This window comes from Alistipes intestinihominis (assembly GCF_040095975.1).
GTDB classification, from domain to species: domain Bacteria; phylum Bacteroidota; class Bacteroidia; order Bacteroidales; family Rikenellaceae; genus Alistipes; species Alistipes senegalensis.
Genome location: NZ_JBBMFL010000003.1, coordinates 53,877 through 77,614, shown reverse-complemented (window position 1 = coordinate 77,614; position 23,738 = coordinate 53,877). Strand labels below are relative to the sequence as shown.

Below are 23,738 nucleotides of genomic sequence, written 5' to 3'. Positions count from 1 at the left end.
GTTGCAGCCGTTGTAATTTTTAAGTTGTCTCGACCTGTTTTCAAGAAAAACTGACAAAATTTCAAACAGGGTCTTAAAGAGATTAAAAAAAATAAAACTAACTTTGTGTGTTAAAAATAAGCCAATTAAGTACCGATATATGATACAGGTCATAGGAAGAGTCGAAGAAATACTTGTTTATCTTTCAAAGAACAGAAAACGAGAGGTCCCTTTGTCGGAGATAGCTGATACGCTGAATATGAACAGAGCTACCTGTGCAAATATTCTCAAGGCTCTCAAAGAGATCGGCTTCATCGAACAAATAAGCTATCGCAAAGGTTATGTTCTGGGTGAGAAACTTTTTGCTATTGTAGGAGTAAACAATGATCCCGACCGGATCGTGACGCTGCTAAAACCTCTTATCGACTCATTATGCAAAGAGGTCAACGAAAATGTCATGTTGTCGGTTATAAAGAACGACAAGCGTATAAATCTTTACAGTGTAACGGCCAATCATCCGATAGAGGCGAAAATAATCTACGAGATGAAGGCATGGCAGGCTACAACGGCAAAGGTCATAATTGCCCAATACAGTTCTGAAAAACTCAACAATTTTCTTAAACTGGCAGGTATGCCGGGGAAAGATTGGCCCGAGGTCAAGACAAAAGAAGATTTGCTGAATTGCCTCTCGGAAATCAGGGCTAAAAACTGTTTTACGGTGATCAACCAGCACTTCGCCTGCATTGCGGCTCCCGTCTTCAAGAACGGGGAGGTGATAGCTTCGATCGGATGTTATCTTCCCGATATGCGTCTTACAAAGAGCTTCCATAAAAACCTTGAGGATAAATTGAGCGAGACCATACAAAAAGCGGAAATGCTTCTCGGCTGATCCTTCGGGTTTAGTTTAACCAAGACATCATAGGGAATGACGGGTGACACAATCCGTTGGAAAAACTCTCAGGAACTCTATCTATCAGGATAATGTATGGTATTATCACGTCGTTGACGATCATATCCGCAGAGTGCTTTTCGAGCACTTGAATGCTTTTGTTACGTCGCAGGCCGTGAGGATTGCGTAGTAGTGGCTTAGAGCGAGGCTCATATATTCTCACAGGTTGCGGTCGTCTCGGTAGAAGGGGCTGATTCTTCGGGGTTGACGGAATACGGAGGTCTGCCGTGACCGCAAACGAAAGGCCAAGGCTATGATCATCTCCATATTGTAAGATTCGAGATAACATCCGTCTCGGGTCTTCTCGACCCGCTGCGTTTCATACTCTTTCAATGATCCGGATTTGTAAATCGCACGGATATTAGCACTTACCGCCGATACGAATACCCCGAACAACTGTGCGATCTCGAATTGTGCCAGCCAGACGTCACCCTCCGAATCCGGACTATAATACACAATATTATTCTCTATGGCAATTGTTCCTCGTTTCATAATCTTGTGCTTTTGAGTGACTGATTCTCATTTTCAACATATTCGTTCAACTTAAAGTTCTGATTACGCCTGATTCCGACAGGCATCTGCCGGTCTTCGAACAGCGTGTATCTGCCGCAAATACGCCCGGAAAGCAATCGTCCGTCTTCGTTCAGTTTCTCATCCGTGATCTTGGCGTAGAGCTGCGTAGTGGTGATCGAACTATGTCCCATCATGCGGCTGACCGTTTCGATGGGAACTCCCTGCGACAGCGTGATATGCGTTCCGAAATTATGGCGTGCCATGTGGAAAGTGATATGTTCAATATCGCACATCTTTTCCAATTTGCGGAAATGATAGCACATACACGTAAGCGTCGGCAAATGGAAGATCCGTTCATCGGTCCTTTCATCGCGATAACGTTCGATAATCCGCTTCGGAATGTCGAGCAGACGGATGTTGCTTTCCGTACCGGTCTTGCTCCGCTCGATCTTAATCCATGTATTGCCGTTTTCATCCGTTGAAAGATGTTCGTCCGAAAGTTTTTTCAGGTCGATATATGCCAACCCCGTGAATGTCGAAAAGATAAACATATTGCGCGTATGGCGGACACTTTTGTTTTCGATGCACAACTTCATCAGACGGTCGATCTCCTCGGCTTTCAGATGGCGGCATTTCTTGGTCGGCTGTTCGGGAATGAATGTGATAAACGGATCGCGTTTGAGAGTTCCCTGTCTCACCGCCCTGCGGGCTATTTTTTCAGATTGATGAGATGCCCTGCTAGGGTATGTTGAAACATCAGCCTTTCTACACGCAGATAGATATCGAAGGATTCGATAAAACCCAGGTTCAGGCTGCGTAGAAAAATGTCTTCCGCACCGTATTTGCCGTTGAGAAACATTTTGAGCAGCACGGACGTCCGCTTATAATGGTCGAGCGTCTCCTTGACGCGGTTTACACCGACCCGTTTGGCGAATTCCTCGTTATGCTCCTCGAAGAGCGTAAGCAAGGTTTCCGATCTGCGGCCTATTCCTTTCAAAGCGTTTTTCACACCTTCAGCCGTGACGAATCCCCTCAGATCTACCAAATCGTCGTAATATTTTGCAGCCTGCTCCATAAGGCGGTCAATAGTGCGGTTCACCAAAAGAGCCTGCTTACTGCGTCCGATGGCACGCCCGGTCTTGCCGTCCCACATCTCGGGGGCTATTTCGACTTTCGTGCCGATCTGGGCAATGCCCGTATCCACCGTAATGCGCCCCAACACCTGACACATGCCATTCTTCTTGATCTTGGTACGGTTAATATAGAACATTACTGAAAAAGTACTGCGAAGTTTTCTGATATCTTTGATGTTTTTCATGACTACTCGGCTAAATTGAATTGTTTGTCCAGTCTTTGTTCGAGCAGGCTCATATCACGGTCGATCTTGTCATTGGTAACTTTGGCGTAGATGCGAGTGGAGCGCAGGTCGCGATGTCCCAGCATCCGGCTGACGGTTTCCATCGGAATACCTTGTGAAAGAGCGATTTCGCTCGCATAGGTATGCCGACCGCAATGGAAGGTCAGACGCCGTTTTATCCCGCAGATTTCTCCGATCTTTTGCAGATTGATATTCATGCGCTTGCAACTGAGCATCAAAAGGAGCTTTCCTTCGGGGGCGAGACTCCGATACTTCCCGATAATTTGCCGAGGCAGTTCCAGCAGCGGGATTTCGCAGGGAGTGCCGGTTTTCTGACGTGTGGTTTTTATCCACGGCATTCCGTCTGCGTCGTACGCGATTTTATCCTCGGTCAGATTGGCCATATCCCGATAGGCCAGTCCCGTGAAGCAACTGAACAGGAACATATCCCGCGCGAGATAACGGTTGGGATGGTCCAAAGGTGTGTGCATGATCTTGTCCAGCTCCCCGCGTGTCAAATACTTCTGTTGTGGCTTGGGACGCAGAGGCGCGTAGTCGGCGAACGGGTCGCCCGCAATGATTCCGTCGCAGATGGCGTATTTTATCATTTTACGCATACGGGTTATAATGCCTAAAACCGTATTCGGCATACGCTTCAATTCGACACGCAAATAAAAATCGAAGGACTCAATGAAGGACATATTCAGCGCAGAAAAAGGAATGTCCGAAACACGATATTTGTGTTTGAGGAAATTCCGCAGATGACGCAAAGAATTCTGATACTCAAAATTTGTGGATTTCTCCCGGTCGATTCCTACGCGCCGGGAAAACCGCTCATTATGAGCCTCGAAATAATGCGCTAAAGTCTCCTGGCTGGCCGCTATGCCCTGTACGGCGCACTTGACATGGCTGGCGGTAACATCCTCCCGCGTCGCAGACAATTCCCGATAGTGGGTATTGACAGCGGCCCGGACCTTGTCGAGCCGGGTGTTGATAGCTGAGGCTTCCTTGCTTTTACTCCGCATACGGCCGGAAGGCGTATCCCAGAGCGACAGCGGAGCATGGAATTTAAGACTGAATTTCGCGGAGGTCTTGCCGACCGTGATCCGCCGCCGTCCGGTTTCTGCTCGTCCTTTTTTAGGTAAAACGAGACCTTTACAGAGGGTTTCATAACACTATGTTTCATGGTACAAAAATAATTGTTATAAGCCATTTGACACCATGTAAAATACAGCATATCAGAACATAATAGTCATAAAAACCGATAATTTCATCCCTTTGTGGCATCCCGAATAAAAAAGTTTGTTACCTTTGGGGAAGAAAACCGTTCATGGTACATTCTGCAAAGGATTTTATCCGCTTTTCCGGTGGTTATTCCCGTCTTAAAAAGGTAACGGGATAGGGACAGAAATTGGGCGGAACCATGTCCGACTATGCACTTTCTGAATGTGCGTCTACCAAGTCGTACAGAGAGTAAATCCTTTAATAATCAGCATTTTTCTCCTTCATCCTATAAATCTCATCTGCGTTCCCAAGTTTCGCCACATTGGCTATCGAATATGGCATGCCGATCGACATCATTGCCAAAATCCTCAGGCATACAAATCCGAATATGACTCGGCACTATGCAAAAATTTCGGAAGCCAATATCAGCCGGGAAATGCAAAGAATAGGAACGGTTCTGACTGCATAGACTCCCGGGGCACAGGCTCAAAAGCCCGCCGAACGAGTTGGAGCGGTCAAGAGCAGATATCAATATCGGAAAGTGAACCTCAAAAATCAGCTTTTACTGCATTCATACAGGAATTGACCGAAATTTGTTGTTATTCTGTTGCCGAAAGTTATAACCTAAGTTTCGGCGTCGGGCGATATACCCGTATTGGCCGGAGACATCTTCTATCCGAAAAATAAGGTGACCCTCCGAGCGCTTCGATCATCGGCATCACCGCGAGAATGTCGTCGATAGCCTGCACCTGCCCGGTCAGACGGATGTCTGCATTCCCTTTCAGCCGGCATACATGGCGCATTCCGGCCGATTCGGTGCGTTTCGCTTCGGGACGGGCGTGCCGGCGACAGCCGCTATACCGTCTTTATCAGCGAGCGTCCCAGCCACACGAGTACCAGCCCCAGAACGAAACTCAGACCGACGTAAAGACCGAAATAGAGCCAGTGTTTCTGTTGCAGGAGCAGGTACATGTCGTCGGCAAACGACGAAAAGGTGGTGAAACCGCCGCAAAAGCCGGTGATCAGGAAGACGTTCATCGACGGTGAGATGACGTGGGTCTTTTCGGCCAATCCGAAGAAAATACCGATCACGAAACTGCCGATAACATTGACGGCGAACGTACCCCACGGAAAAGCAGAAACCGTAATGACATGGGCCAGTTTTCCCGTCAGAAAGCGCAGGCATGTGCCGATAAAACCGCCGAGTCCTGCAAGCATCATCGCTTTGAACATAATTCACACGTTTTTGGTTGATTCTATCATTCGGATTCTTTCCCGGACAAATTCAATGCCACCGGGACTTCCGCTTTTTCGCCGCGAATCGCCGCGGGAGGACTTTTGGCATCCTATTTGGAATTCCGCAGATCAGTACCGGCAGACTGCTGCCCCGGCGGGATACGTATGGCCTCGGGGATGCGGAGCCGGATTAATCGTAAAAATCGTTTACTATGCACTTGACACCGAAAGAGATTGACAAGTTGATGCTGCTTTCGCTCGGCATGATCGCCGAACGGCGGATGAAAAAAGGGCTGAAACTGAATTATCCGGAGGCCGTAGCCTATATCACGTCCACGGCATTGGAGGGCGCGCGTGAAGGCAAGACCGTGGAAGAGGTTATGAAAGGGGCGGCCAGCGTACTGAAAAAAAGCGATGTCATGGAGGGCGTCGCCGACATGATCGACCTGTTGCAGGTCGAAGCCGTATTTACGGACGGCTCCCGTTTGGTGAGCATCCACCATCCTATCAAGTAATTCTAAAAATCCCGATTATGAGTACGAAAAATTCCGCCCCTGCGAAAAATCAGGCACAGGCGGCGAGTCTCTATCCGAATGAACCCGGCTTCAAGCCCGCAAAGCCCGTAGCCGTCGGAGGAGTGATCCTGATGAACGCCCCGATCGAGTACAACACCGGCCGCAAGACCGTGCAGCTTGTCGTGCGCAACACCGGCGACCGTCCGGTTCAGGTCGGTTCGCATTTCCATTTCTTCGAAGTCAACCGTTACCTGGAATTCGACCGCGACGCCGCTTTCGGCTGTCACCTGAACATTCCCGCAACGACCGCCATCCGTTTCGAACCGGGCGACCAGAAAGAGGTCGAGGTCGTGGCCTATTCGGGCAAACGCCGCGTGATCGGCTTCAACGGGCTGGTGATGGGATACACGGGCGACGAGGATGCGCCCACCTATTTCCCTGCACGCATGCACGCCACGCGCAAAGTCCGGCACGCAGGCTTCAAGACCGTTTCGGAAAGCGATGCCGAGGCCGCTATGAAAAAAGGCAACAACACTAAAAAATAGAGGATATGGCAACAATTTCACGTCAGGAATACAATAACCTGTTCGGTCCCACCGTCGGCGACAAAATCCGGCTGGGCGACACCGATCTTTACGTCGAGATCGAAAAAGACTTGCGCGAATACGGCGACGAGGTCGTCTACGGCGGCGGCAAAACCATCCGCGACGGCATGGGGCTGGCCAATACGATGACTTCGAAGGAAGGGTCGCTCGACCTCGTGATCACCAACGTGACGATCATCGACGCCAATCTGGGCGTCGTGAAGGCCGACGTGGGTATCAAGGACGGGAAAATCGCCGGTATCGGCAAGGCGGGAAATCCCAATATCATGCACGGCGTGCATCCCGATCTGGTGACCAGCACCGCGACCGACGCAATATCGGGCGAGCACCTGATCCTGACGGCGGCCGGCATCGACGGCCACGTGCACATGATCTCCCCGCAGCAGGCTTACGCCTGTCTGAGCAACGGCATTACGACACTGTTCGGCGGCGGAATCGGCCCTACGGACGGCAGCAACGGCACCACCATCACTTCCGGCCGCTGGAACATCGAACGTATGCTGGAGGCAATCGAGGGGCTTCCGGTGAACGTCGGTCTGCTGGGCAAGGGCAACTGTTCGATGAACCAGCCGCTCGAAGAGCAGATCGAGGCCGGAGCCTGCGGCCTGAAAATTCACGAGGACTGGGGTTCGACCCCCGCTGCGATCCGCGCCGCGCTGGGTGTCGCCGACCGTTTCGACGTGCAGGTGGCCATCCACTCCGACACGCTCAACGAAAGCGGATACGTCGAGGACACGATCGCCGCCATGGACGGCCGCACGATCCACACCTACCACACCGAAGGCGCCGGCGGCGGACACGCCCCCGACCTGCTGAAAGTGGCGTCGATGCCCTACGTGCTGCCTTCATCGACCAATCCCACCCTGCCGTTCGGCGTCAATTCCCAGGCCGAGCTGTTCGACATGATTATGGTCTGCCACAACCTCAATCCGAAGATTCCGTCGGACGTGGCCTTCGCCGAGAGCCGCGTGCGCCCCGAAACGCAGGCCGCGGAGAACGTGCTGCACGACCTGGGCGTGCTGTCGATGGTCTCGTCCGACTCGCAGGCCATGGGCCGCATCGGCGAATCGTTCATGCGTACGTTCCAGATGGCGTCGTTCATGAAAAACGCCTGCGGCAAGCTCGCCGAGGATGCCGACGGAAACGACAACTTCCGCGTGCTGCGCTACATCGCCAAGATCACGATCAACCCGGCCATCACCTACGGCGTGTCCGACTACCTCGGATCGGTCGAAAAAGGCAAGGTCGCCGACCTCGTCCTCTGGGAGCCGCAGTTCTTCGGCGCCAAGCCCAAGATGGTCATCAAGGGCGGTCTGATCAACTGGTCGAACATGGGCGATCCCAATGCGTCGCTCCCGACGCCGCAGCCGTGCTACTACCGTCCGATGTACGGCGCTTTCGGCCGCACGCTGCCCGAAACCTGCCTCTCGTTCGTATCGAACGCCGCATTCCAGAGCGGCATCAAGGAGCGTCTCCACCTGCACCGCATGGTGCAGCCCGTGCGCCGCACCCGCCAGCTCACCAAATACGACATGGTGCGCAACGGAGGAATGCCGAAGATCGACGTGAATCCCGAAACGTTCGACGTGCTGGTCAACGACATCCGGGCCTACGTCAAGCCGGCCGACAAATTCCCCCTGAGCCAGCTGCTCTGGTTCAGTTAGACACCCGTCCGATTCCGGGGGCGGCCCGCACGGCCGCTCCCGGGGGTCGGTGCAAACTCCCAAAACACACATACGATGAAAATCTATACGGAAATCATAGGCAACCTGCACGACCCCGAATGGGCGGAGAGAGCGCGGGGAGCCGAGATCGAATTTATCGATCTCGACCAGTGGACGGCCCAGAAAAGCCGCTTCGCGGTCAAAGGCGACCGGGCAAACGAATACGCCGTGGCATTGAAACGCCACTCGCAGATGCTCGACGGCGACATTATCGAATACCTGCCCGAACAGCGCCGCATCGCGGCCATCCGCATCCGGCTCAACGACGTGCTGGTCGCGGACCTTTCGGATCTGGCACGCCAAACGCCGGAAACGATCATCCACATCTCGGTGGAACTCGGCCATGCCATCGGCAACCAGCATTGGCCCGCCGTGGTCAAGGGAACGAAGGTCTACATCCCGCTGACGGTGGACAAGAAAGTGATGGACAGCGTGATGCGCACGCACCATATCGAAGGCGTCGCCTGGTCGTTCCAGCCCGGTTCGGAGGTGATTCCCTACCTGGCGCCCCACGAAATCCGGCGTCTGTTCGGCGGCACGGGCCCCGACAGCGATGTACACCACCATCACGAACATGCGCATGCGCAGTAAACCGACACCCATGACCGACAATGCGACAACCGTCATGCGGCTGCTCGAATTCACCGACTCGGCCTTTCCGGTCGGGACCTTCTCTTTCTCCAACGGGCTGGAAACGGCCGCCGAAGAGGGACTGGTGTACGACGCCGCGACGCTCGAACAATACGCGCAGGACATCGTCCGGCAGGCCGCCTTCACCGACGGAGTCGCGGCGCTGCACGCTTTCCGCAGCTATAACCTCGGTTATTACGAGGGCATCCTCAATGCCGACCGTCAGGCCCTCCTCTGCAAGATGAACGCCGAGGCGCGGCTGATGACCCGGCGTATGGGCAAGAAGCTGGCCGAGCTGTCGAAACAGATCTTTCCCGATGAAACCGCAGCGCGGTGGCTCGGCGACATCGCCGGAGACCGCACCCCCGGCACTTATCCCGTGGCGCAGGGGATCGTATTCGCGGCCTGCGGAATCTCCGAAAAGGAGCTTTTCTGCTCCCACCAGTACGGTGTGGTCAACATGGTCGTGAGCGCGGCCCTCCGCTGCGTGCGCGTGTCGCACTACGACACGCAGCGCATCCTGTTCCGGACCGCCGAAAAGCTCGGGGAACTCTATGACACGGCGAGCGACATGGATTTCGACGACATGTACACCTTCGTGCCGCAGATCGACATTCTCGCCTCGCTGCACGAAAAGGGAACCAAACGGATGTTCATGAACTGACCCGCTTAAGAAGCGGGTTTTACAGGCGCGGACTTAAAAAGCCCGATTTAGGGGAGAAGGCAGGCCGGAGCGCATCCGTTCCCAATGTGCGCCCGGACTCTTTCCGAAAGCCGGTCATTGCGAGCGAACGGATGCGAGCGCGGCAATCCGAATCCGGTGCCACCCGAAAACAGAATGAACTTATACACAAACAGAAAGATAAAATTATGAGCGACAACACAACTTGCAGAATCGGAATCGGCGGCCCCGTGGGCTCCGGCAAGACGGCGCTGATCGAAGCGATCACCCCGCGGCTTCTGGACATGGGCTACAAGGTGCTGGTGATAACCAATGACGTAGTGACCACGGAAGACGCCAAGCACGTGCGTAAAATGCTGAAAGGCATTCTTGTCGAGGAGCGGATCATCGGCGTCGAGACCGGTGCGTGTCCCCACACGGCCGTGCGCGAGGACCCCTCGATGAACATCGCGGCGGTCGAGGAGATGGAGGCCCGGTTTCCCGACGGCGACGTGGTGCTGATCGAGTCGGGCGGCGACAACCTCACCCTCACGTTCAGCCCTGCGCTGGTGGATTTTTTCATCTATGTGATCGACGTGGCCGCAGGCGACAAGATTCCCCGCAAGGACGGCCCGGGAATCTCCCAGTCCGACATTCTGGTCATCAACAAGACCGACCTGGCCCCCTATGTCCATGCCGACCTCGAAGTGATGCGGCGCGACTCCGAGCTGATGCGTCCGGGCAAACCGTTCGTATTCACCAACTGCATGACGGGCGAAGGGATCGATGAACTGGTCGCCCTGATCCGCCGGATGGCGCTCTTCGACCTCGACAACGACAAAGAGAAAGTTCCGGAACCCCTAACCGGCGCCCCACGATGAATTTCGCAGCAGCCAAAGAGATGAGCCCCTACCTCGAAGAGCCGAAGGCGATGCCCGTCGGCACCCCGGGGAAAATGGGATACCTCTATCTGGGATTCGAGCTCGACGGCGACGGCAGGTCGATCATGCGCGACCTGGACCGGCATGCGCCGCTGATCGTCCAGCAGGAGCTCTATTTCGACGAAGGCATGCCCGAGATGCCGTGCGTTTACATCCTGTCCTCGGGAGGCCCCAACGTGGACGGCGATCGCTACGAACAGCGTTTCGTCGTCCGCGAAGGCGCCTATGCCCACATTTCGACCGGAGCGGCGACCAAACTGGCCGAAATGCGCTACAACTATTCGGGACTGACACAGGTGTTCGAACTCGAAGAGAACGCCTATCTGGAATACCTGCCCGAACCGACCATCCCGTGCCGGCACACGCGGTTCATCGCCGACACGGCGATCCGCATCGCGCCGTCGGCCACGCTGTTCTATTCGGAGATTTACATGAGCGGCCGGAAGTATTTCGACCGGGGCGAGACTTTCCAGTACGACATCCTCTCGGTCTGCTCCCATGCCGAACGCCCCGGCGGGAGGCAGTTGTTCCGCGAAAAATTCATCATCCGGCCCGAAATGCACCCGCCCTCGACGCTCGGCGCGATGAACGGGTATGACGTTTTCGCCAACGTGATCGTGCTGACGCCTCCGGAACACGCCGACGGCATCTACGAACGGACGGAGGCATTCATCGACCGCGGCCGCCGGCTGGCCGCCGGTATCACGCGACTGCCGAACGAAGCGGGACTGCTCTATAAGGTTTTGGGCGAGGAGACGGCGCCCGTGAAGAAACTCGTCCGCGAATTCTGCTCCTCGGTCCGGCAGGAAATCAAAGGCAAACCTTTGCCCGAAGAGTTTCCTTGGCGATAAAAACTTGGATTAACGGTTAAACAATGCAAATATGGCAAATACGATCGCTCGATCCGAAGGGGCCGGCGGAGGTTCCTTCGATTTTATCAAAATTCTGCTGCGCGGAACCGGGCAGGTGATGTTTCAAAACAGCGCATGGACCGGACTGCTGTTCATGGTCGGCATTTTCTGGGGTGCGTACGCCGAAGGCCAGGGACTCGTCGCCTGGGGCGCCCTGCTGGGCGTGATCGTCTCGACGGTAACGGGTTACATCCTCGGATTTCCGGCCAGGGACGGCGAACAGGGACTCTGGGGCTTCAACGGCGTGCTGGTGGGATGCGCGTTTCCCACGTTCATGGGCAACACCGTCTGGATGTGGCTGGCGCTGGTGCTCTGTGCGGCGCTGACGACATGGGTGCGCACGGGGTTCAACAACGTGATGGCGCCTTGGAAGGTCAATTCGTTCACCTTCCCGTTCGTTTTCTGCACATGGATGTTTCTGCTCGCGGCGCGCGCCATGCACGGGCTTCCGACGACCCACATGGCCGATCCGGCGCTTCCGGCGGCCTTTCCGGCGCTGGAGAACATCCGTTTCGGCGATCTGGCGGTTTACTGGCTGAAAGGTATCGGACAGGTCTTTCTGATCGATTCGTGGGTGACGGGAATCTGTTTCCTCGCAGGATTGTTCCTTTGCAGCCGCTGGGCGGCGCTCTGGGCCGCAATCGGCTCGGCGCTGGCGCTGCTGACGGTCGTCGCGCTGAAAGCGTCGGGCCCGGACATCTCCGAAGGACTTTACGGATACAGCCCCGTGCTGACGGCCATTGCGCTGGCAACGGTGTTCTACAAGCCGAATTTCCGTTCGGCGTTGTGGGCCGTGCTGGGGATCTTGACGACGGTGTTCGTCCAGGCCGGCATGTATGTGCTGATGGCGCCCGTCGGAATCGCCACCCTGACCGGGCCGTTCTGCATCACGACGTGGCTCTTCCTGCTGCCGCTCGTCAGGTTCGACGACGAGGAGAAACCCGACCATTCGAACTGGTATCCGGAGAACAAGAAGCATCTGGCGGCGCAGCAGCCGGGCGCGAAAACGAAATAACCGTCCGCCCGTCCGGCAACAGCCGGACCGGGGCGGTCTGAAAACCTGAAAAACAACAGACTATGCACATGTCCGACGCACTGGTCTCCCCGCCGGTATTCGCCGTTACGGGAGCCATATCGCTGGTCCTGCTCGGAACGGCAATCCGGAAAGTCAGGCGTCCGCGCAACGACCGTCCCGAACCCGACGGGCGGGACGAGCACATCGTTCCGCTGATGGGCGTGATGGGCGCCTTCATCTTCGCCGCCCAGATGATAAATTTCTCCATCCCGGGAACGGGTTCGAGCGGCCATTTGGTCGGCGGCATCCTGCTCTCGGCGATACTGGGTCCCTGGGCCGCGCTGATTACGCTGGCTTCGGTGCTGGTGATTCAGTGCCTCGTTTTTGCCGACGGCGGCTTCATGGCCCTGGGCGCCAATATCCTCAACATGGCGGCATTGTCGTGTCTGGTGGCCTATCCGCTACTGTTCAGACCGCTGATGAAGCCCGGCGCATCGCCGGGGCGGATCATCGCCGCGTCGGTGCTCGCCTCGGTGGCCGGTCTCGAACTGGGCGCATTGGCCGTGACGATCGAAACCGAAGCGTCGGGCATCACCGCGCTGCCGATGGGGCAGTTTCTGCTGTTCATGCTTCCAATCCATCTGTTCATCGGCATCGGCGAGGGGCTGGCCACGGCGGCGGTGATCTGCGTCGTGCAGCGCTATAAGCCCGAACTGTTGTACGGCATCCGCCGAGCGGGCGCCCCCGGAAGACGGAGACTCGGAAAAGCCCTTGCGGCAATCGCGCTGGCGGCACTGCTGATCGGCGGGTCGTTCTCGTGGATCGCCTCGTCCGATCCCGACGGACTGGAATGGTCGATCGCCAAAACGGCGGGCCGGGCCGAACTGGAACCTGCGTCCGACGGCCTGCACCGGAGAGCCGCCGCCATTCAGGAGAAAACGGCCGTGATACCCGACTACAACACGACGTTTGCGGGAATCGTAGGAAGCGGGGCCATTTTGCTGGCCGTATTCGGCGCCTCCTGCCTGTTCCGCGCCGGACAAAGGCAGGAATGAAAAACAGACTGCAACATGTGCTTTGTGCGTTGGACGCGATGGAACGGACCGCACGGATGCAAAGTCCGCTCCATCGCACGGATGCCCGGGCCAAACTGCTCGTCACGGTGGTTTTTCTCGTGACGATGCTCTCCGTACCGCCATACCGGCTTTCGGAACTGCTGCTGTTTTTCGTCTTCCCGATCTTCACCTGCGCGATGGGCGGCCTGCGTTACGGACCGATTTTCCGGCGGTCGCTCGTCGTGCTGCCGTTCGTCGCCTTCATCGGCGTTTTCAACCTTTTCTACGACCGCGAGCCGGTTTTCCGGATGGGTGCGCTGGTCGTCACCGCCGGCTGGATATCGTTCCTCTCGATCATCCTGCGCGGCCTGCTGTCGGTGCAGGCGCTGCTGGTGCTGATCGGCAGCACCGGGTACTACCGCCTTTGCCGGAGTTTGCAGCAGCTCGGCGTGCCGGCCGTTTTCACCACGCAGCTGCTTTTCGTCTACCGTTACCTTTTCGTCCTGATCGAAGAGGCCGCGGCCATGCAGCAGGCCCGCGACGCGAGGAGTTTCGGCCGCAAATCCTACCCGCTCAAAGTCTGGGGAACGCTCGTCGGGCAGCTGCTGATCCGCACCTTCGACCGGGCCGAACGGATCAGCCGGGCGATGCTCGCCCGCGGATTCACGGGACGCATCTCGGAGGGGATGTCCGAACGTCCGGCATGGAAAATGCGCGATACCCTGTTTCTCGCCGCATGGTGCTCGGCACTCGTCCTGCTGCGCCTGTGCCGTCCGGCCGAAAACTTTTCGATGCTGATAAACAACTTCTGACATGAGCCACCACTACCTCCGGTTCGACGATGTGCATTACCGTTATCCCAACGGTTACGAAGCGCTCTGCGGTGTCTCGTTCCGCATCACGCACGGGGAGAAAGTCGCCCTGGTCGGGGCCAACGGAGCCGGGAAATCGACTCTGCTGCTGCACACCAACGGATTGCTGATGCCCTCGCAGGGCGGAGTGGTCTTGGGCGGGATCGCGCTCACGCGCAGGACGCTGCCGCTGGTGCGGCAGTCCGTAGGGCTGGTGTTTCAGGATTCGGACAATCAGCTCTTCATGCCCACGGTCGAAGAAGACGTGGCCTTCGGGCCCTCGAACATGCGTCTCGAACCCGAAGAGATCCGCCGCCGCGTCACGGAAGCCCTCGACGCCGTCGGTGCGCTCGATCTGCGCGGGGAGTCGCCCTTCCGGCTTTCGGGCGGACAGAAGAAGCGCGTTGCGATAGCGACGGTCCTTGCGATGGAGCCGTCGGTGCTCGTCATGGACGAGCCGACCTCGAATCTCGATCCCCGCGCCCGGCGGCAGATCATCGACCTGATACGCCGTTTCAGCCACACGACGCTGATCGCCACGCATGATATGGAGATGGTGCTCGACCTTTGCGACCGGACGATCGTGATGAAGGAGGGGCGGATCGTGGCCGACGGCAGTACGCGGCACGTATTCGGCGATCTGGCCCTGCTCGAGGAGTGCGGACTGGAACAGCCCTGCGAACTGCGGATGAAACGCGCGCTGAAAAAGGAGTACGCCCCCTGACGGTCAGTCGCGCCGGATCTCGGGACGAACGGACCGCCCCCGGTCGGGAAGCACCTCCCGGCCGACGACCGCCGTAACCAACGCCCCGGCGAGCAGTACGCCGATCGTCACCCAAAGCACCAGCGAAGCCCCGCCCCACTTGAGCAGCATCGGGATGAAGACGACGCCGGCGACGGCGCCCAGTTTGCCGAAGGCCGCGGCCAGCCCCGCGCCTGCGCCGCGCTCGGCGACGGAGTAGATTTGGGGCGGAATGATGAACGTCATCAGGTGGGGGCCCGCATTGAGGAACAGTTCGAAGAGCATGAACCCGGACACGGCGGTCCAGACCGGCCAGCGGAATTCGTAGGCCGCCAGCAGGATGGCCATGCCCGCGGCGCAGAGGACAAAGCCCCACGTCTGGGTCCGCACGTGGTAGCAGCGGTTCACGAGCAGCAGGCCCAGTACGAATCCCGGCAGGATGCAGAGGTTGATCCATGTGGTCAGCAATACCGAATCGGTGATTCGAGCAAAGGCCGACTCGGCCCCCTTTTCCAGCCCCAGCGCCATGACCAGCACGGGCAGGAAAACCCCGATGCCGTAGACGCCCAATCCCTCGCAGGCCCACGGAATGCCGCTGAAAATCACTTTCTTCACCTGGCCCGATTTGAAGAGGTCGCTCCAAGCCGCCTTCGGCATCTGCGTTTTGTTCGGGCGGTTGCGGATCTCGCCGATCTCCACGTCGGGTCCCAGAAAATAGCGCACGGCCTCTTCGGCTTCGGATATTCGCCCGTGGGCGATGAGCCATCCGGGACTCTGTTCGAAACGGATGCGGCAGAGCAGCATGACGACCGCCATGAATGCGACGAGCAGCAGCAGCCGGTTCCAAAGGTGCGGATCGCCCCACTCCCGCAACAGGAAGAAGCAGACAGCCGCCGCCGCGATGCTGCCCAGCGACGACGCGGCTTTCGCCACGCCGACCATCAGCAGTCTCCACCGCCGGGGCATGATTTCGGAGATATAGTCCGAATCGAGGCTGTAACCTCCTCCGATGCCCAGTCCCATGAAAAACAGCCCCGTGACCAGTCCGAAGAGATCGGCCGTGAAAAAGGTGAACAGCGAGGCCGCGAGGATGAGCGCGGGGCAGAAGCGGAAGAAAAACAGGTATCCCTTTTTATCGCTCCACGCTCCGAACAGCACCGAACCGACCATGATCCCGACGAGGCTGGTCGCCGCCACGAGCCCCTGTTGCAGGGAGGTAAGTCCGGGATGCCGGAAAATCTGAATCATCGGCAGTATGACGCCGACCAGCGTCGCCAGCCCGGCTCCGGTGATCTGTCCGAGCGAGGCGACGACAAGCACTCTGAAATGGCCCCAACGCAGGGGCATCGTGTCCATGTTCATATTTTTATCGGTAACCGTGTTTGCGTATTCCTGCGGGTAGAGCCATCTGTTCCACCGTTCGAGCAGCCACAGCAGCGCAATGCCCACCACGACGCCGACGACCGATTCGGTAAAGCGCAGCAGGCAGTTCACGGCCGGCGAGACGTGGGGCGTCATCTGCGAGACGAGCAGGATGATGAGCAGCGTAATGGTGGCGATACGGCCGTTCCGGTAGATTCCGACCAGCATGCAGAGCATCTCCAGCACGAAGACCGAAGCGAGCATCCCCACGATCGAGAAGGGCCACATTTTGAGATATATGTAGGCGACGAGCGCCCCGAGGAAGGTCCCCAGCACCCGGGTCCATCCGGTGCGCAGCGAAGCCTTGTAGCTGTTCGACTGCAAGACGACCACCAGCGACGTGCAGGCCAGCATGGCCCCCATCCAGCGCGACGCCTCGTGAAGCGATCCCGTTATGTAGACACCCGTCAGATAAGCCAGCAGAACACCGATGCAGGAGACGAACGAGACGGAAGGGTGCATGCGTCCGACGGCATCGCGCAGGTGCTGCCGGACCCGTAACAGGATCGGTTGCCGGGTGTTTTCCATAATGAGCGGTTTATGCGGCTCAGAACAAGAAACGCGCCGAAAGAAAAACCGTCCGTCCGGTCCGGAGCATTTCCGGGATTCGCACTTTCCCGCTCCGGCGGCGGATTTTGGAACAAGAATTGGTGAAGGACGAGAATACGCTGCAAAAAGAGAGTGACGAATGTCCAAGTAAAACATAATGCGAGAAGATGAAGTCCAAACTATTTGTCCTGCTGCTGTCGGGCAGCATCGTCCCTGTATGCGCCCTGCGGTCGGAGACTGCCGACAGCCTGCGCAATGCGAAAACCTATCCGATCGGGGAGGTCGTGGTCACGGGAACCCGGCATGAAACCGACATCCGGCACTTGCCGATGACCATCTCCGTCGTCGGACGGCAGAAGATCGCCGAGGGATTCCGGCCGTCGCTGCTGCCGACGCTGACCGAGCAGATTCCGGGACTGTTCGTCACGGGACGCGGCATCATGGGATACGGCGTTTCGGGCGGGGCCGCCGGGCAGATGACGCTGCGCGGCGTCGGCGGAGGCCCCACGACGGGGCTGCTGGTGCTGATCGACGGGCATCCCCAGTACATGGGGCTGATGGGGCATCCGATCGCCGACGCCTATCAGTCGATGCTGGCCGACCGGGTCGAGGTCGTGCGCGGCCCCGCTTCGGTGCTGTACGGCTCGAACGCCATGGGCGGCGTCATCAATATCGTGACGCGCAAGATGCACGAAGACGGGGTCAAAACCGACCTCCATGCCGGTTACGGCTCCTACAACACGTTGGAAACCGAGGTCACGAACCAGATTCGGGCCGGACGTTTCACCAGTACGGTGACCGGCTCTTACAACCGCACCGACGGCCATCGCAGGAACATGGGATTCGAGCAGTACGGCGGTTACGCCAAACTGGGATACCGGATCACGGAACGGTGGGACGTTTACGCCGACGTGAACCTCACGCATTTCAATGCCCAGAACCCGGGCGCCGTCTCGGCGCCCATTCTCGACAACCGCCAGCGCATCACCCGCGGCATGACATCGTTCGCTCTGCGCAACGACTACGGCAAGACCTCCGGAACCCTGAGTTTCTTCTACAACTGGGGCCGGCACAGAATCAACGACGGATACTCGCCCGGCGAAGAGCCGCTGAACTACCGCTTCAACTCCCGCGACAGGATGCTGGGCGTATCGTGGTATCAGAGCGTCACGCTTTTCAGCGGCAACCGCCTGACCGTGGGTGCAGACTGGCAGCATTTCGGCGGCAAGGCGTGGAACACCTTCACCGACGGCGCTCCGGACAAAACCACGGCCGACAAAACGATGGACGAAGCGGCCGTATACGTCGATTTCCGCCAAAGCCTGACGCACTGGCTGACGCTCGACGCCGGGCTGCGCCTCGACCACCACTCGCACGCGGGCACGGAGTGGGTGCCGCAGGGCGGGCTGTCGTTCCTGCTGCCGCACAATGCCCAGATCAAGGCGATGGTCAGCAAAGGATTCCGTTTCCCGACGATCCGCGAAATGTATATGTTCCCGCCGCAGAATCCCGATCTGAAACCCGAAAAACTGATGAACTACGAACTTTCATTCACACAGCGCGTGTCGGACGGGGCGCTTTCGTACGCGATCAGCGTCTACTACATCGACGGCGACAACATGATCCAGACCGTTCCGGTGGACGGACGCCCGAAAAACATCAATACGGGCCGGATCGAGAACTGGGGCGCCGAGGGCGACGCGGCCTGCCGCATAAACCCCGCGTGGGCCGTTTCGGTCAATTACAGCTACCTCCACATGGCCTATCCGGTGGTCGCAGCCCCCGAACACAAACTCTACGCCGGGGTCGATTTTTCGCGCAGACGCTGGAAGGCATCGACGGGCGTGCAGTATATCCACGGACTTTACACCTCGGTCAAACCCGTGGCCAAGGATAATTTCGTGCTATGGAACGCCAATGTCACTTTCCGCGCGACCCGTTGGCTCGATCTGTTCGTGCGGGGCGAAAATCTGCTGGCGCAGCGTTATGAGATCAACGCCGGGTTCCCCATGCCGAAAGCCACGGCGCTGGGCGGCATGAATGTCAATTTCTGAATACGATCCGAGACCATGACAATCCGTCCGTACTTTTTCCGCCGGGGCCTGCTGGCAGTCATCCTGTCGGTCCTCCTCGCCCCCTGCCATGCGCATTCGGGCAAAGCCCGTTTCCACGCCGTCATCGACACCGACGGCGCCGCCGACGACCTGCGCACCCTCTGCATGCTGCTGGGCAACCGCGAAGTCGAGGTGCTCGCCGTCACGACTTCGGAAGGCGCGCTGCTTCCCGACAGCGCCGCCATACGTGTGCGTGCGCTGCTCGACTCCTTCCACCACGAAGGCGTTCCGGTCGGCGCGGGACGTGCGGCGAATGCCCCCGCACCGATATGGCGTGCCCACTCCGAAGCCGTGGACTGGGGCGATGCCGCAGCCGCTGCAACCGCTGGAGCCGGCTTCCCTGCGGCGCCGGCATTGATCGCCGAAACCCTCGGAGAAGAGGAGGAGAAGGTCGTTTTCATCGCCCTCGGGGCTTTGACGAATCTATGCGACGTTCTGCGGGAAAATCCCGCTTCCGGCGCGCGGATCGACCGGGTCGTCTGGTACAACAGCCGGACCGGACCGCTCTCCGGAGCCAATTTCGAAACGGACAGCGCCGCCGCCCGTTATGTGCTGGCGAGCGGCGTGCCCGTAACGGTCGTATCGGCGAATCCGGCCTGCCCGGTCGTCGTTACGCCCGCCCTGATCGACTCGGTGGCGGCCGTGCCGAACGTCTACGCCCGGAAAATCGCCGCGACGCACCGCACGCCCCCGCTGGCGAAGCTGGTCGGCGAACGTCATCTGGAAGCCTGGGACGATCTGGTCGCGCTCTGGCTGTTCGCCCCGGAGCTGTTCTCTTCCCGGAAGCTGAGCGGAACGGTTCAGGCGTGCGAACTGTCGGACAAAGTCCCGGCGGAGGAGGTGCAGACCCGGCTGACGGCGATCCTCCGGGGAAAACCCGACAGCGAGAGCCGGGTGTTCTACGGCTTTCCGGTACGGCATGCGCTGTATGCGGCGGATGTCGTTCCGATCATCGACTCGGCGATCGCCCGCCACGGAGTGAGCGAATGGCGTGCGGGCGTGCTGACCAACGAACTGCACGGTCATCTGGGAATATACGCCACGATCGGCGTCAAGATGGGAATCCGCGCCCGTGAATATTTCAATATCGGAGTGGACGATATTCTGGTGACGACTTATGCGGGGCATAACCCGCCGATAAGCTGCATGAACGACGGCTTGCAGGTAGGTACGGGAGCCTCCGTGGGACACGGGCTGATTACCGTCGCGGAAAACGTCACGCCGCGTCCCGAAGCCCGTTTCACCTTCAAGAACAAGACGGTACGACTGGTGCTGAAACCCGGGTACGCCGACCGTATCCGCCGGGACGTGAAACGGGGAATCGAACTTTACGGCAATCTGACAGAGCCCTACTGGCAATACGTGCGGGCCCTGGCGCTGCAATACTGGCTCGACTTCGACCGGCACGAGATATTCGACATGTACGTCGGGGAGAACACGCCCTGAAAACGGGCCGAACCCCGGATACGAAACATTCCCGGAGTCCAGCCCGCTATGCAGCGGTCTCGCTGCGTCGTAAACTCGACCAGCAAGATGTCGCAAAGAAGCCCGGGACGATGCGGCGGAGATCCGGAAACAATCGTACGGCGTTATTCGGACGCCCGGAAACGCCCGGGCAGGAACCGCTCCTGCAAATACCGGAAGATGATGAACAACGCCGGCACGATAAAGAGCAGTGCCAGCGTGCCGGTCAGCATGCCGCCGACCGTACCCACGCCGACCGAAATGTTGCCGTTGGCGCCGACACCCTGAGCGAACATCAGCGGCAACATGCCGAAAATCATCGTGAGCGAGGTCATCAAGATAGGACGCAGCCGGGCTTTGGCCGCCGACATGGCCGCAGCCGCGATACCCATGCCCTGCTGTCGGCGGTCGGAGGCGTACTCCGTAAGCAGAATGGCCGTTTTGGCGAGCAGGCCGATCAGCATGATCAGCCCCGTCTGCATATAGATATTGTTTTCAAGCCCCCACAACTGCGCGAAGACGAAGCTGCCGGCCAAACCGAACGGCACGGCGAGGATGACGGCGAACGGGATGAAGAGGCTTTCGTAAAGTGCGCAGAGAATCAGATAAATGAAGAGGATGCAGACGATGAAGACCATCGTGGTGGCGTTGCTCGTCGAAGCCTCCTCACGCGACATGCCGCCGAACTCGTAGCCGTATCCTTCGGGCAAGGCGCTCTTCGACACCTCCCCGATCGCCCGAATGGCCTGTCCCGAACTGTACCCTTCGGCCGGTGCGCCGTAGACGGCGACAGCCGAAAAGAGATTGAATCGCGAAAGGCTCTCCGAGCCGTAGACCTTCGTGAGCGTCAGGTATTGCGACAGGGGCGACATCCCGCCCGCGGCATTGCGCACGAACAGATCGTTCAGCGCCTCGGTGTCGAGCCGGTATTCGGGCGAAGCCTGCACCATGACGCGGTAGAGTTTGGTGAAGCGGTTCAGATTCGACGAATAGCTGCCGCCCACATACCCCGCAAGGGTGCTGAGGACATCGGCGGGCGACACGCCGTTGCGCTTGCACAAGGCCGCATCCACCTCGACCCGGTACTGCGGGAATTTGGTATCGAACGTCGTGTAGGCGCGCGATATTTCCGGTCGTGCGTTCAGGGCGTCGATAAATGCGCGGGTATATCGCAGCAGATCTTCCACGCTGCCGCCCTTGCGGTCCTGCACGTAAAGTTCGAAACCGTCGCTTTGGCCGTATCCGGAGATCATCGGAGTGGTGGAGACACGTATCTGCGCCGTCTTGATGCCGTCGGTGCGGCGGTAGATCTCCGCCATGACCGAGGCTATGTCATCGCCCTTCTTCGTGCGCTCGCTCCAATTTTTCAGCCGGACGGAAAACGATCCGGCCGACGACGACTGGTTGTGCCGGGTGTCCTTGCCCGTAACGCGCGAATAGATCTGGATTTGCGGAATGTCGCGGATGGCCGCTTCGATTTCGTCCATGATGCGGTCGGTCTCTTCCAGACTGCTGCCGGGCGATGTCTGCACGCCCACGTTGATCGTGCCCATGTCCTCCTGCGGCACGAGGCCCGTTTTGGTAATGCTCATCAGCCAGACCAGTACGCCGCACGCCGCGACGATGCTCCCGACGGCGATTGCCTTGCGGCGGAACAAAAAGGACACGCCCCGCAGGTATTTCTGCTGTACGCGGCGGAACGAACGGTCGAAAGCCGCATGGAATCGGTCGGAGAAACCCGGCATCTCCCCGCTCGCGGCATCGGCGCGGGGCCGCAGGATGAGCGCGCAGAGCGCCGGGCTGAGCGTCATGGCATTGAGCAGCGAGATGGCGACGGCGACGGCCATCGTCAGTCCGAATTGCGTGTAGAACGTTCCGGTCGTACCGCCCATGAAGCTGACGGGGATGAACACGGCCATGAAAACGATCGTCGTGGTCATCAGCGCCGAGGTCAGCCCGCCCATCGCATCCTCCGTGGCCCGATAGGCGGAGACGTATCCTTCGTCGAACTTCGCCTGCACGGCCTCTACGACCACGATGCTGTCGTCCACCACGGTGCCGATGACCAGCACCAAGGCGAAAAGCGTCAGCAGGTTCAGGCTGAATCCGACGACGTAAAGGAATGCGAACGTCCCGATCAGCGACACGACGATGGCCAGCGACGGAATGAGCGTGGCCCGCAGGTCGTGGAGGAAGAGATAGACCACCAGGACCACCAGAACGATGGCGATAAGGAGCGTCTCGACCACATTGGCAATCGAGGCGTCGAGGAAATCCTTCGTGCTGGTGATGTCGGTCAGCACCATGCCTTTGGGGAGCGACGAGGCGATGTCGGCCGACACTTCGTCGATCTCTTCGATGATCTCGTTGGCGTTCGAGCCGGAGGTCTGGGCCATCATGCAGTTGGCGCCGGGGTGTCCGCTCGTCTGACTGAGCATCGTATAGTTCTCGGCACCGAGTTCGATGCGGGCCACGTCTTTCAGCCTCAGCACGCTGCCGTCGGGCAGCGAGCGTATGACCATGTTCTCGTAGTCGGCCTCCTCCTCGTAACGGCCGCGGTATTTCAGCACATACTGAAACGTATTTGCCGATTCGGCCCCCAGCGTCCCCGTCGGGGATTCCACATTCTGCTCGGCCAGCACCGCGGCGATGTCCGAGGGCATCAGTCCGTACTGCGCCATCTTCGACGGATCGAGCCAGATGCGCAGCGAATAGCTGGCGCCCCAGATATTCACCTCGCCCACGCCCGCGATACGCGACATCCGAGGCTCGATGTTGATCTTCATGTAGTTGGTCAAGAAGTTGGCATCGTAACGGTCGTCGGGCGAATAGAGCGATATGGCCTTCAGCGAATTGTTCTGACGCTTGCGCACCATCACGCCCGCCTTCGTGACTTCGGCCGGAAGCAGTCCCTGCGCCGAAGCCACGCGGTTCTGCACGTTGACCACCGACATGTCGGGGTCGGTGCCCTGCCGGAAGTAGACGTTGATGGTGGCCGCACCGGTGTTGGTGGCCGTCGAGGTCATATAGATCATGTTCTCCACGCCGTTGAGCTGCTCTTCGAGGGGCGTGACGACGCTCTTCATCACCGTCTCGGCGTTGGCTCCGGTGTAGGTGGCGCTGACGCGCACGGTGGGAGGGGCGATGTCGGGAAACTGTTCGACGGGCAGACGGCTCAGGCCGATCAGCCCGACGATGACAATGGCCACGGAGATGACGCCCGAAAGGATCGGACGGTTTATGAATGTGCGAACGTCCATGATTGCATTTTTTGTCGTATG

The 23,738-nt window shown here is 58.4% G+C and carries 21 protein-coding genes and 1 pseudogene; 15 read left to right on the top strand and 7 right to left on the bottom strand.

From position 1 onward, the window contains the following. Positions 1 to 139: 139 nt before the first annotated feature. Positions 140 to 868, top strand: a complete 729-nt coding sequence (locus tag WMO46_RS03490; RefSeq protein WP_349093798.1) for an IclR family transcriptional regulator — start codon at positions 140 to 142, stop codon at positions 866 to 868. Positions 869 to 1,087: 219 nt separating this feature from the next. Here the strand turns inward: WMO46_RS03490 and WMO46_RS03485 are convergent, their stop codons facing one another. The 4 genes from WMO46_RS03485 to WMO46_RS03470 are packed head-to-tail and all read right to left on the bottom strand — an operon-like array spanning position 1,088 to position 3,853. Beyond that, positions 1,088 to 1,420 carry a protein-tyrosine kinase gene (locus tag WMO46_RS03485; protein ID WP_349093797.1) on the bottom strand — a complete coding sequence of 111 codons (333 nt, stop codon included), beginning with the start codon at positions 1,418 to 1,420 and terminating at the stop codon, positions 1,088 to 1,090. Further along, positions 1,417 to 2,139 (bottom strand): site-specific integrase, encoded by a 723-nt coding sequence (locus WMO46_RS03480; protein WP_349093796.1) that lies wholly within the window; start codon positions 2,137 to 2,139, stop codon positions 1,417 to 1,419. Before WMO46_RS03480 ends, WMO46_RS03485 begins: the two co-directional genes overlap by 4 nt. Positions 2,140 to 2,150: 11 nt before the next feature. After that, positions 2,151 to 2,759 (bottom strand): phage integrase SAM-like domain-containing protein, encoded by a 609-nt coding sequence (locus WMO46_RS03475; RefSeq protein ID WP_349093795.1) that lies wholly within the window; start codon positions 2,757 to 2,759, stop codon positions 2,151 to 2,153. A gap of 2 nt (positions 2,760 to 2,761) precedes the next feature. Continuing rightward, complete coding sequence (locus tag WMO46_RS03470) at positions 2,762 to 3,853, bottom strand: site-specific integrase (protein ID WP_349093891.1); 1,092 nt, start codon at positions 3,851 to 3,853, stop codon at positions 2,762 to 2,764. Positions 3,854 to 4,332: 479 nt separating this feature from the next. Here WMO46_RS03470 and WMO46_RS03465 point away from each other — a divergent pair. After that, a pseudogene (locus WMO46_RS03465) lies at positions 4,333 to 4,491 on the top strand (site-specific integrase); the annotation flags it as partial. Positions 4,492 to 4,877: 386 nt separating this feature from the next. Here WMO46_RS03465 and crcB read toward each other — a convergent pair. After that, the gene (gene crcB / locus WMO46_RS03460; RefSeq protein WP_019151443.1) at positions 4,878 to 5,255 is read right to left on the bottom strand and encodes a fluoride efflux transporter CrcB; all 378 of its coding nucleotides are present in this window, start codon (positions 5,253 to 5,255) and stop codon (positions 4,878 to 4,880) included. A gap of 215 nt (positions 5,256 to 5,470) precedes the next feature. On the opposite strand from crcB, the gene WMO46_RS03455 reads away from it, so the two are divergent. The 11 genes from WMO46_RS03455 to WMO46_RS03405 all read left to right on the top strand — a co-directional run bounded on the left by WMO46_RS03455 (position 5,471) and on the right by WMO46_RS03405 (position 14,890). Next, on the top strand, positions 5,471 to 5,773 hold the full coding sequence (locus WMO46_RS03455; protein ID WP_026076677.1) for an urease subunit gamma: 303 nt from the start codon (positions 5,471 to 5,473) through the stop codon (positions 5,771 to 5,773). Positions 5,774 to 5,790: 17 nt separating this feature from the next. Then, complete coding sequence (locus WMO46_RS15655) at positions 5,791 to 6,318, top strand: urease subunit beta (protein WP_276715262.1); 528 nt, start codon at positions 5,791 to 5,793, stop codon at positions 6,316 to 6,318. Between the two features lie 5 nt (positions 6,319 to 6,323). Continuing rightward, entirely contained in the window at positions 6,324 to 8,042 is a 1,719-nt protein-coding gene (locus tag WMO46_RS03445; RefSeq protein ID WP_019151446.1) for an urease subunit alpha, read from the top strand. 75 nt (positions 8,043 to 8,117) lie between these two features. Next, positions 8,118 to 8,693, top strand: a complete 576-nt coding sequence (locus tag WMO46_RS03440; protein WP_278963723.1) for an urease accessory protein UreE — start codon at positions 8,118 to 8,120, stop codon at positions 8,691 to 8,693. Next, a complete protein-coding gene (locus tag WMO46_RS03435) occupies positions 8,656 to 9,396 on the top strand; it encodes an urease accessory protein UreF (RefSeq protein WP_349093794.1) in 741 nt (246 codons plus the stop codon). Before WMO46_RS03440 ends, WMO46_RS03435 begins: the two co-directional genes overlap by 38 nt. Positions 9,397 to 9,602: 206 nt before the next feature. Next, positions 9,603 to 10,274 (top strand): urease accessory protein UreG, encoded by a 672-nt coding sequence (gene ureG, locus WMO46_RS03430; protein ID WP_019151449.1) that lies wholly within the window; start codon positions 9,603 to 9,605, stop codon positions 10,272 to 10,274. Continuing rightward, positions 10,271 to 11,185 (top strand): urease accessory protein UreD, encoded by a 915-nt coding sequence (locus WMO46_RS03425; RefSeq protein WP_276762423.1) that lies wholly within the window; start codon positions 10,271 to 10,273, stop codon positions 11,183 to 11,185. The genes ureG and WMO46_RS03425 overlap by 4 nt, the downstream gene beginning before the upstream one ends. Before the next feature lie 31 nt (positions 11,186 to 11,216). Further along, positions 11,217 to 12,260 (top strand): urea transporter, encoded by a 1,044-nt coding sequence (yut, locus tag WMO46_RS03420; RefSeq protein WP_278963722.1) that lies wholly within the window; start codon positions 11,217 to 11,219, stop codon positions 12,258 to 12,260. A 68-nt stretch (positions 12,261 to 12,328) separates the two neighbouring features. Beyond that, the gene (locus tag WMO46_RS03415; RefSeq protein WP_349093793.1) at positions 12,329 to 13,315 is read left to right on the top strand and encodes an energy-coupling factor ABC transporter permease; all 987 of its coding nucleotides are present in this window, start codon (positions 12,329 to 12,331) and stop codon (positions 13,313 to 13,315) included. Continuing rightward, a complete protein-coding gene (gene cbiQ, locus WMO46_RS03410) occupies positions 13,312 to 14,127 on the top strand; it encodes a cobalt ECF transporter T component CbiQ (RefSeq protein ID WP_349093792.1) in 816 nt (271 codons plus the stop codon). Before WMO46_RS03415 ends, cbiQ begins: the two co-directional genes overlap by 4 nt. A 1-nt stretch (position 14,128) precedes the next feature. Continuing rightward, on the top strand, positions 14,129 to 14,890 hold the full coding sequence (locus tag WMO46_RS03405) for an energy-coupling factor ABC transporter ATP-binding protein (RefSeq protein ID WP_019151454.1): 762 nt from the start codon (positions 14,129 to 14,131) through the stop codon (positions 14,888 to 14,890). Positions 14,891 to 14,893: 3 nt separating this feature from the next. On the opposite strand, the gene WMO46_RS03400 is transcribed toward WMO46_RS03405, so the two are convergent. Beyond that, the gene (locus WMO46_RS03400) at positions 14,894 to 16,858 is read right to left on the bottom strand and encodes an MFS transporter (RefSeq protein WP_349093791.1); all 1,965 of its coding nucleotides are present in this window, start codon (positions 16,856 to 16,858) and stop codon (positions 14,894 to 14,896) included. A gap of 188 nt (positions 16,859 to 17,046) precedes the next feature. Between WMO46_RS03400 and WMO46_RS03395 the strand changes: the two genes are divergently transcribed. Beyond that, positions 17,047 to 18,933: a TonB-dependent receptor plug domain-containing protein gene (locus WMO46_RS03395; RefSeq protein ID WP_276715244.1), complete on the top strand. Its 1,887-nt coding sequence runs from the start codon at positions 17,047 to 17,049 to the stop codon at positions 18,931 to 18,933. 15 nt (positions 18,934 to 18,948) lie between these two features. Beyond that, positions 18,949 to 20,439 carry a nucleoside hydrolase gene (locus WMO46_RS03390; protein WP_276715240.1) on the top strand — a complete coding sequence of 497 codons (1,491 nt, stop codon included), beginning with the start codon at positions 18,949 to 18,951 and terminating at the stop codon, positions 20,437 to 20,439. A gap of 143 nt (positions 20,440 to 20,582) precedes the next feature. Here WMO46_RS03390 and WMO46_RS03385 read toward each other — a convergent pair whose 3' ends face one another. Then, positions 20,583 to 23,717: an efflux RND transporter permease subunit gene (locus tag WMO46_RS03385; RefSeq protein ID WP_349093790.1), complete on the bottom strand. Its 3,135-nt coding sequence runs from the start codon at positions 23,715 to 23,717 to the stop codon at positions 20,583 to 20,585. Between the last annotated feature and the right edge of the window lie 21 nt (positions 23,718 to 23,738).

Excerpts from the sequence above, each read along its gene's own strand:
- WMO46_RS03490 (WP_349093798.1), top strand. The coding sequence starts at position 140 with ATGATACAGGTCATAGGAAGAGTCGAAGAAATACTTGTTTATCTTTCA.
- WMO46_RS03485 (WP_349093797.1), bottom strand. The coding sequence starts at position 1,420 with ATGAAACGAGGAACAATTGCCATAGAGAATAATATTGTGTATTATAGT.
- WMO46_RS03475 (WP_349093795.1), bottom strand. The coding sequence starts at position 2,759 with ATGAAAAACATCAAAGATATCAGAAAACTTCGCAGTACTTTTTCAGTA.
- crcB (WP_019151443.1), bottom strand. The coding sequence starts at position 5,255 with ATGTTCAAAGCGATGATGCTTGCAGGACTCGGCGGTTTTATCGGCACA.
- WMO46_RS03455 (WP_026076677.1), top strand. The coding sequence starts at position 5,471 with ATGCACTTGACACCGAAAGAGATTGACAAGTTGATGCTGCTTTCGCTC.
- WMO46_RS15655 (WP_276715262.1), top strand. The coding sequence starts at position 5,791 with ATGAGTACGAAAAATTCCGCCCCTGCGAAAAATCAGGCACAGGCGGCG.
- WMO46_RS03445 (WP_019151446.1), top strand. The coding sequence starts at position 6,324 with ATGGCAACAATTTCACGTCAGGAATACAATAACCTGTTCGGTCCCACC.
- WMO46_RS03440 (WP_278963723.1), top strand. The coding sequence starts at position 8,118 with ATGAAAATCTATACGGAAATCATAGGCAACCTGCACGACCCCGAATGG.
- WMO46_RS03435 (WP_349093794.1), top strand. The coding sequence starts at position 8,656 with ATGTACACCACCATCACGAACATGCGCATGCGCAGTAAACCGACACCC.
- ureG (WP_019151449.1), top strand. The coding sequence starts at position 9,603 with ATGAGCGACAACACAACTTGCAGAATCGGAATCGGCGGCCCCGTGGGC.
- WMO46_RS03425 (WP_276762423.1), top strand. The coding sequence starts at position 10,271 with ATGAATTTCGCAGCAGCCAAAGAGATGAGCCCCTACCTCGAAGAGCCG.
- yut (WP_278963722.1), top strand. The coding sequence starts at position 11,217 with ATGGCAAATACGATCGCTCGATCCGAAGGGGCCGGCGGAGGTTCCTTC.
- WMO46_RS03415 (WP_349093793.1), top strand. The coding sequence starts at position 12,329 with ATGTCCGACGCACTGGTCTCCCCGCCGGTATTCGCCGTTACGGGAGCC.
- cbiQ (WP_349093792.1), top strand. The coding sequence starts at position 13,312 with ATGAAAAACAGACTGCAACATGTGCTTTGTGCGTTGGACGCGATGGAA.
- WMO46_RS03405 (WP_019151454.1), top strand. The coding sequence starts at position 14,129 with ATGAGCCACCACTACCTCCGGTTCGACGATGTGCATTACCGTTATCCC.
- WMO46_RS03400 (WP_349093791.1), bottom strand. The coding sequence starts at position 16,858 with ATGGAAAACACCCGGCAACCGATCCTGTTACGGGTCCGGCAGCACCTG.
- WMO46_RS03395 (WP_276715244.1), top strand. The coding sequence starts at position 17,047 with ATGAAGTCCAAACTATTTGTCCTGCTGCTGTCGGGCAGCATCGTCCCT.
- WMO46_RS03390 (WP_276715240.1), top strand. The coding sequence starts at position 18,949 with ATGACAATCCGTCCGTACTTTTTCCGCCGGGGCCTGCTGGCAGTCATC.
- WMO46_RS03385 (WP_349093790.1), bottom strand. The coding sequence starts at position 23,717 with ATGGACGTTCGCACATTCATAAACCGTCCGATCCTTTCGGGCGTCATC.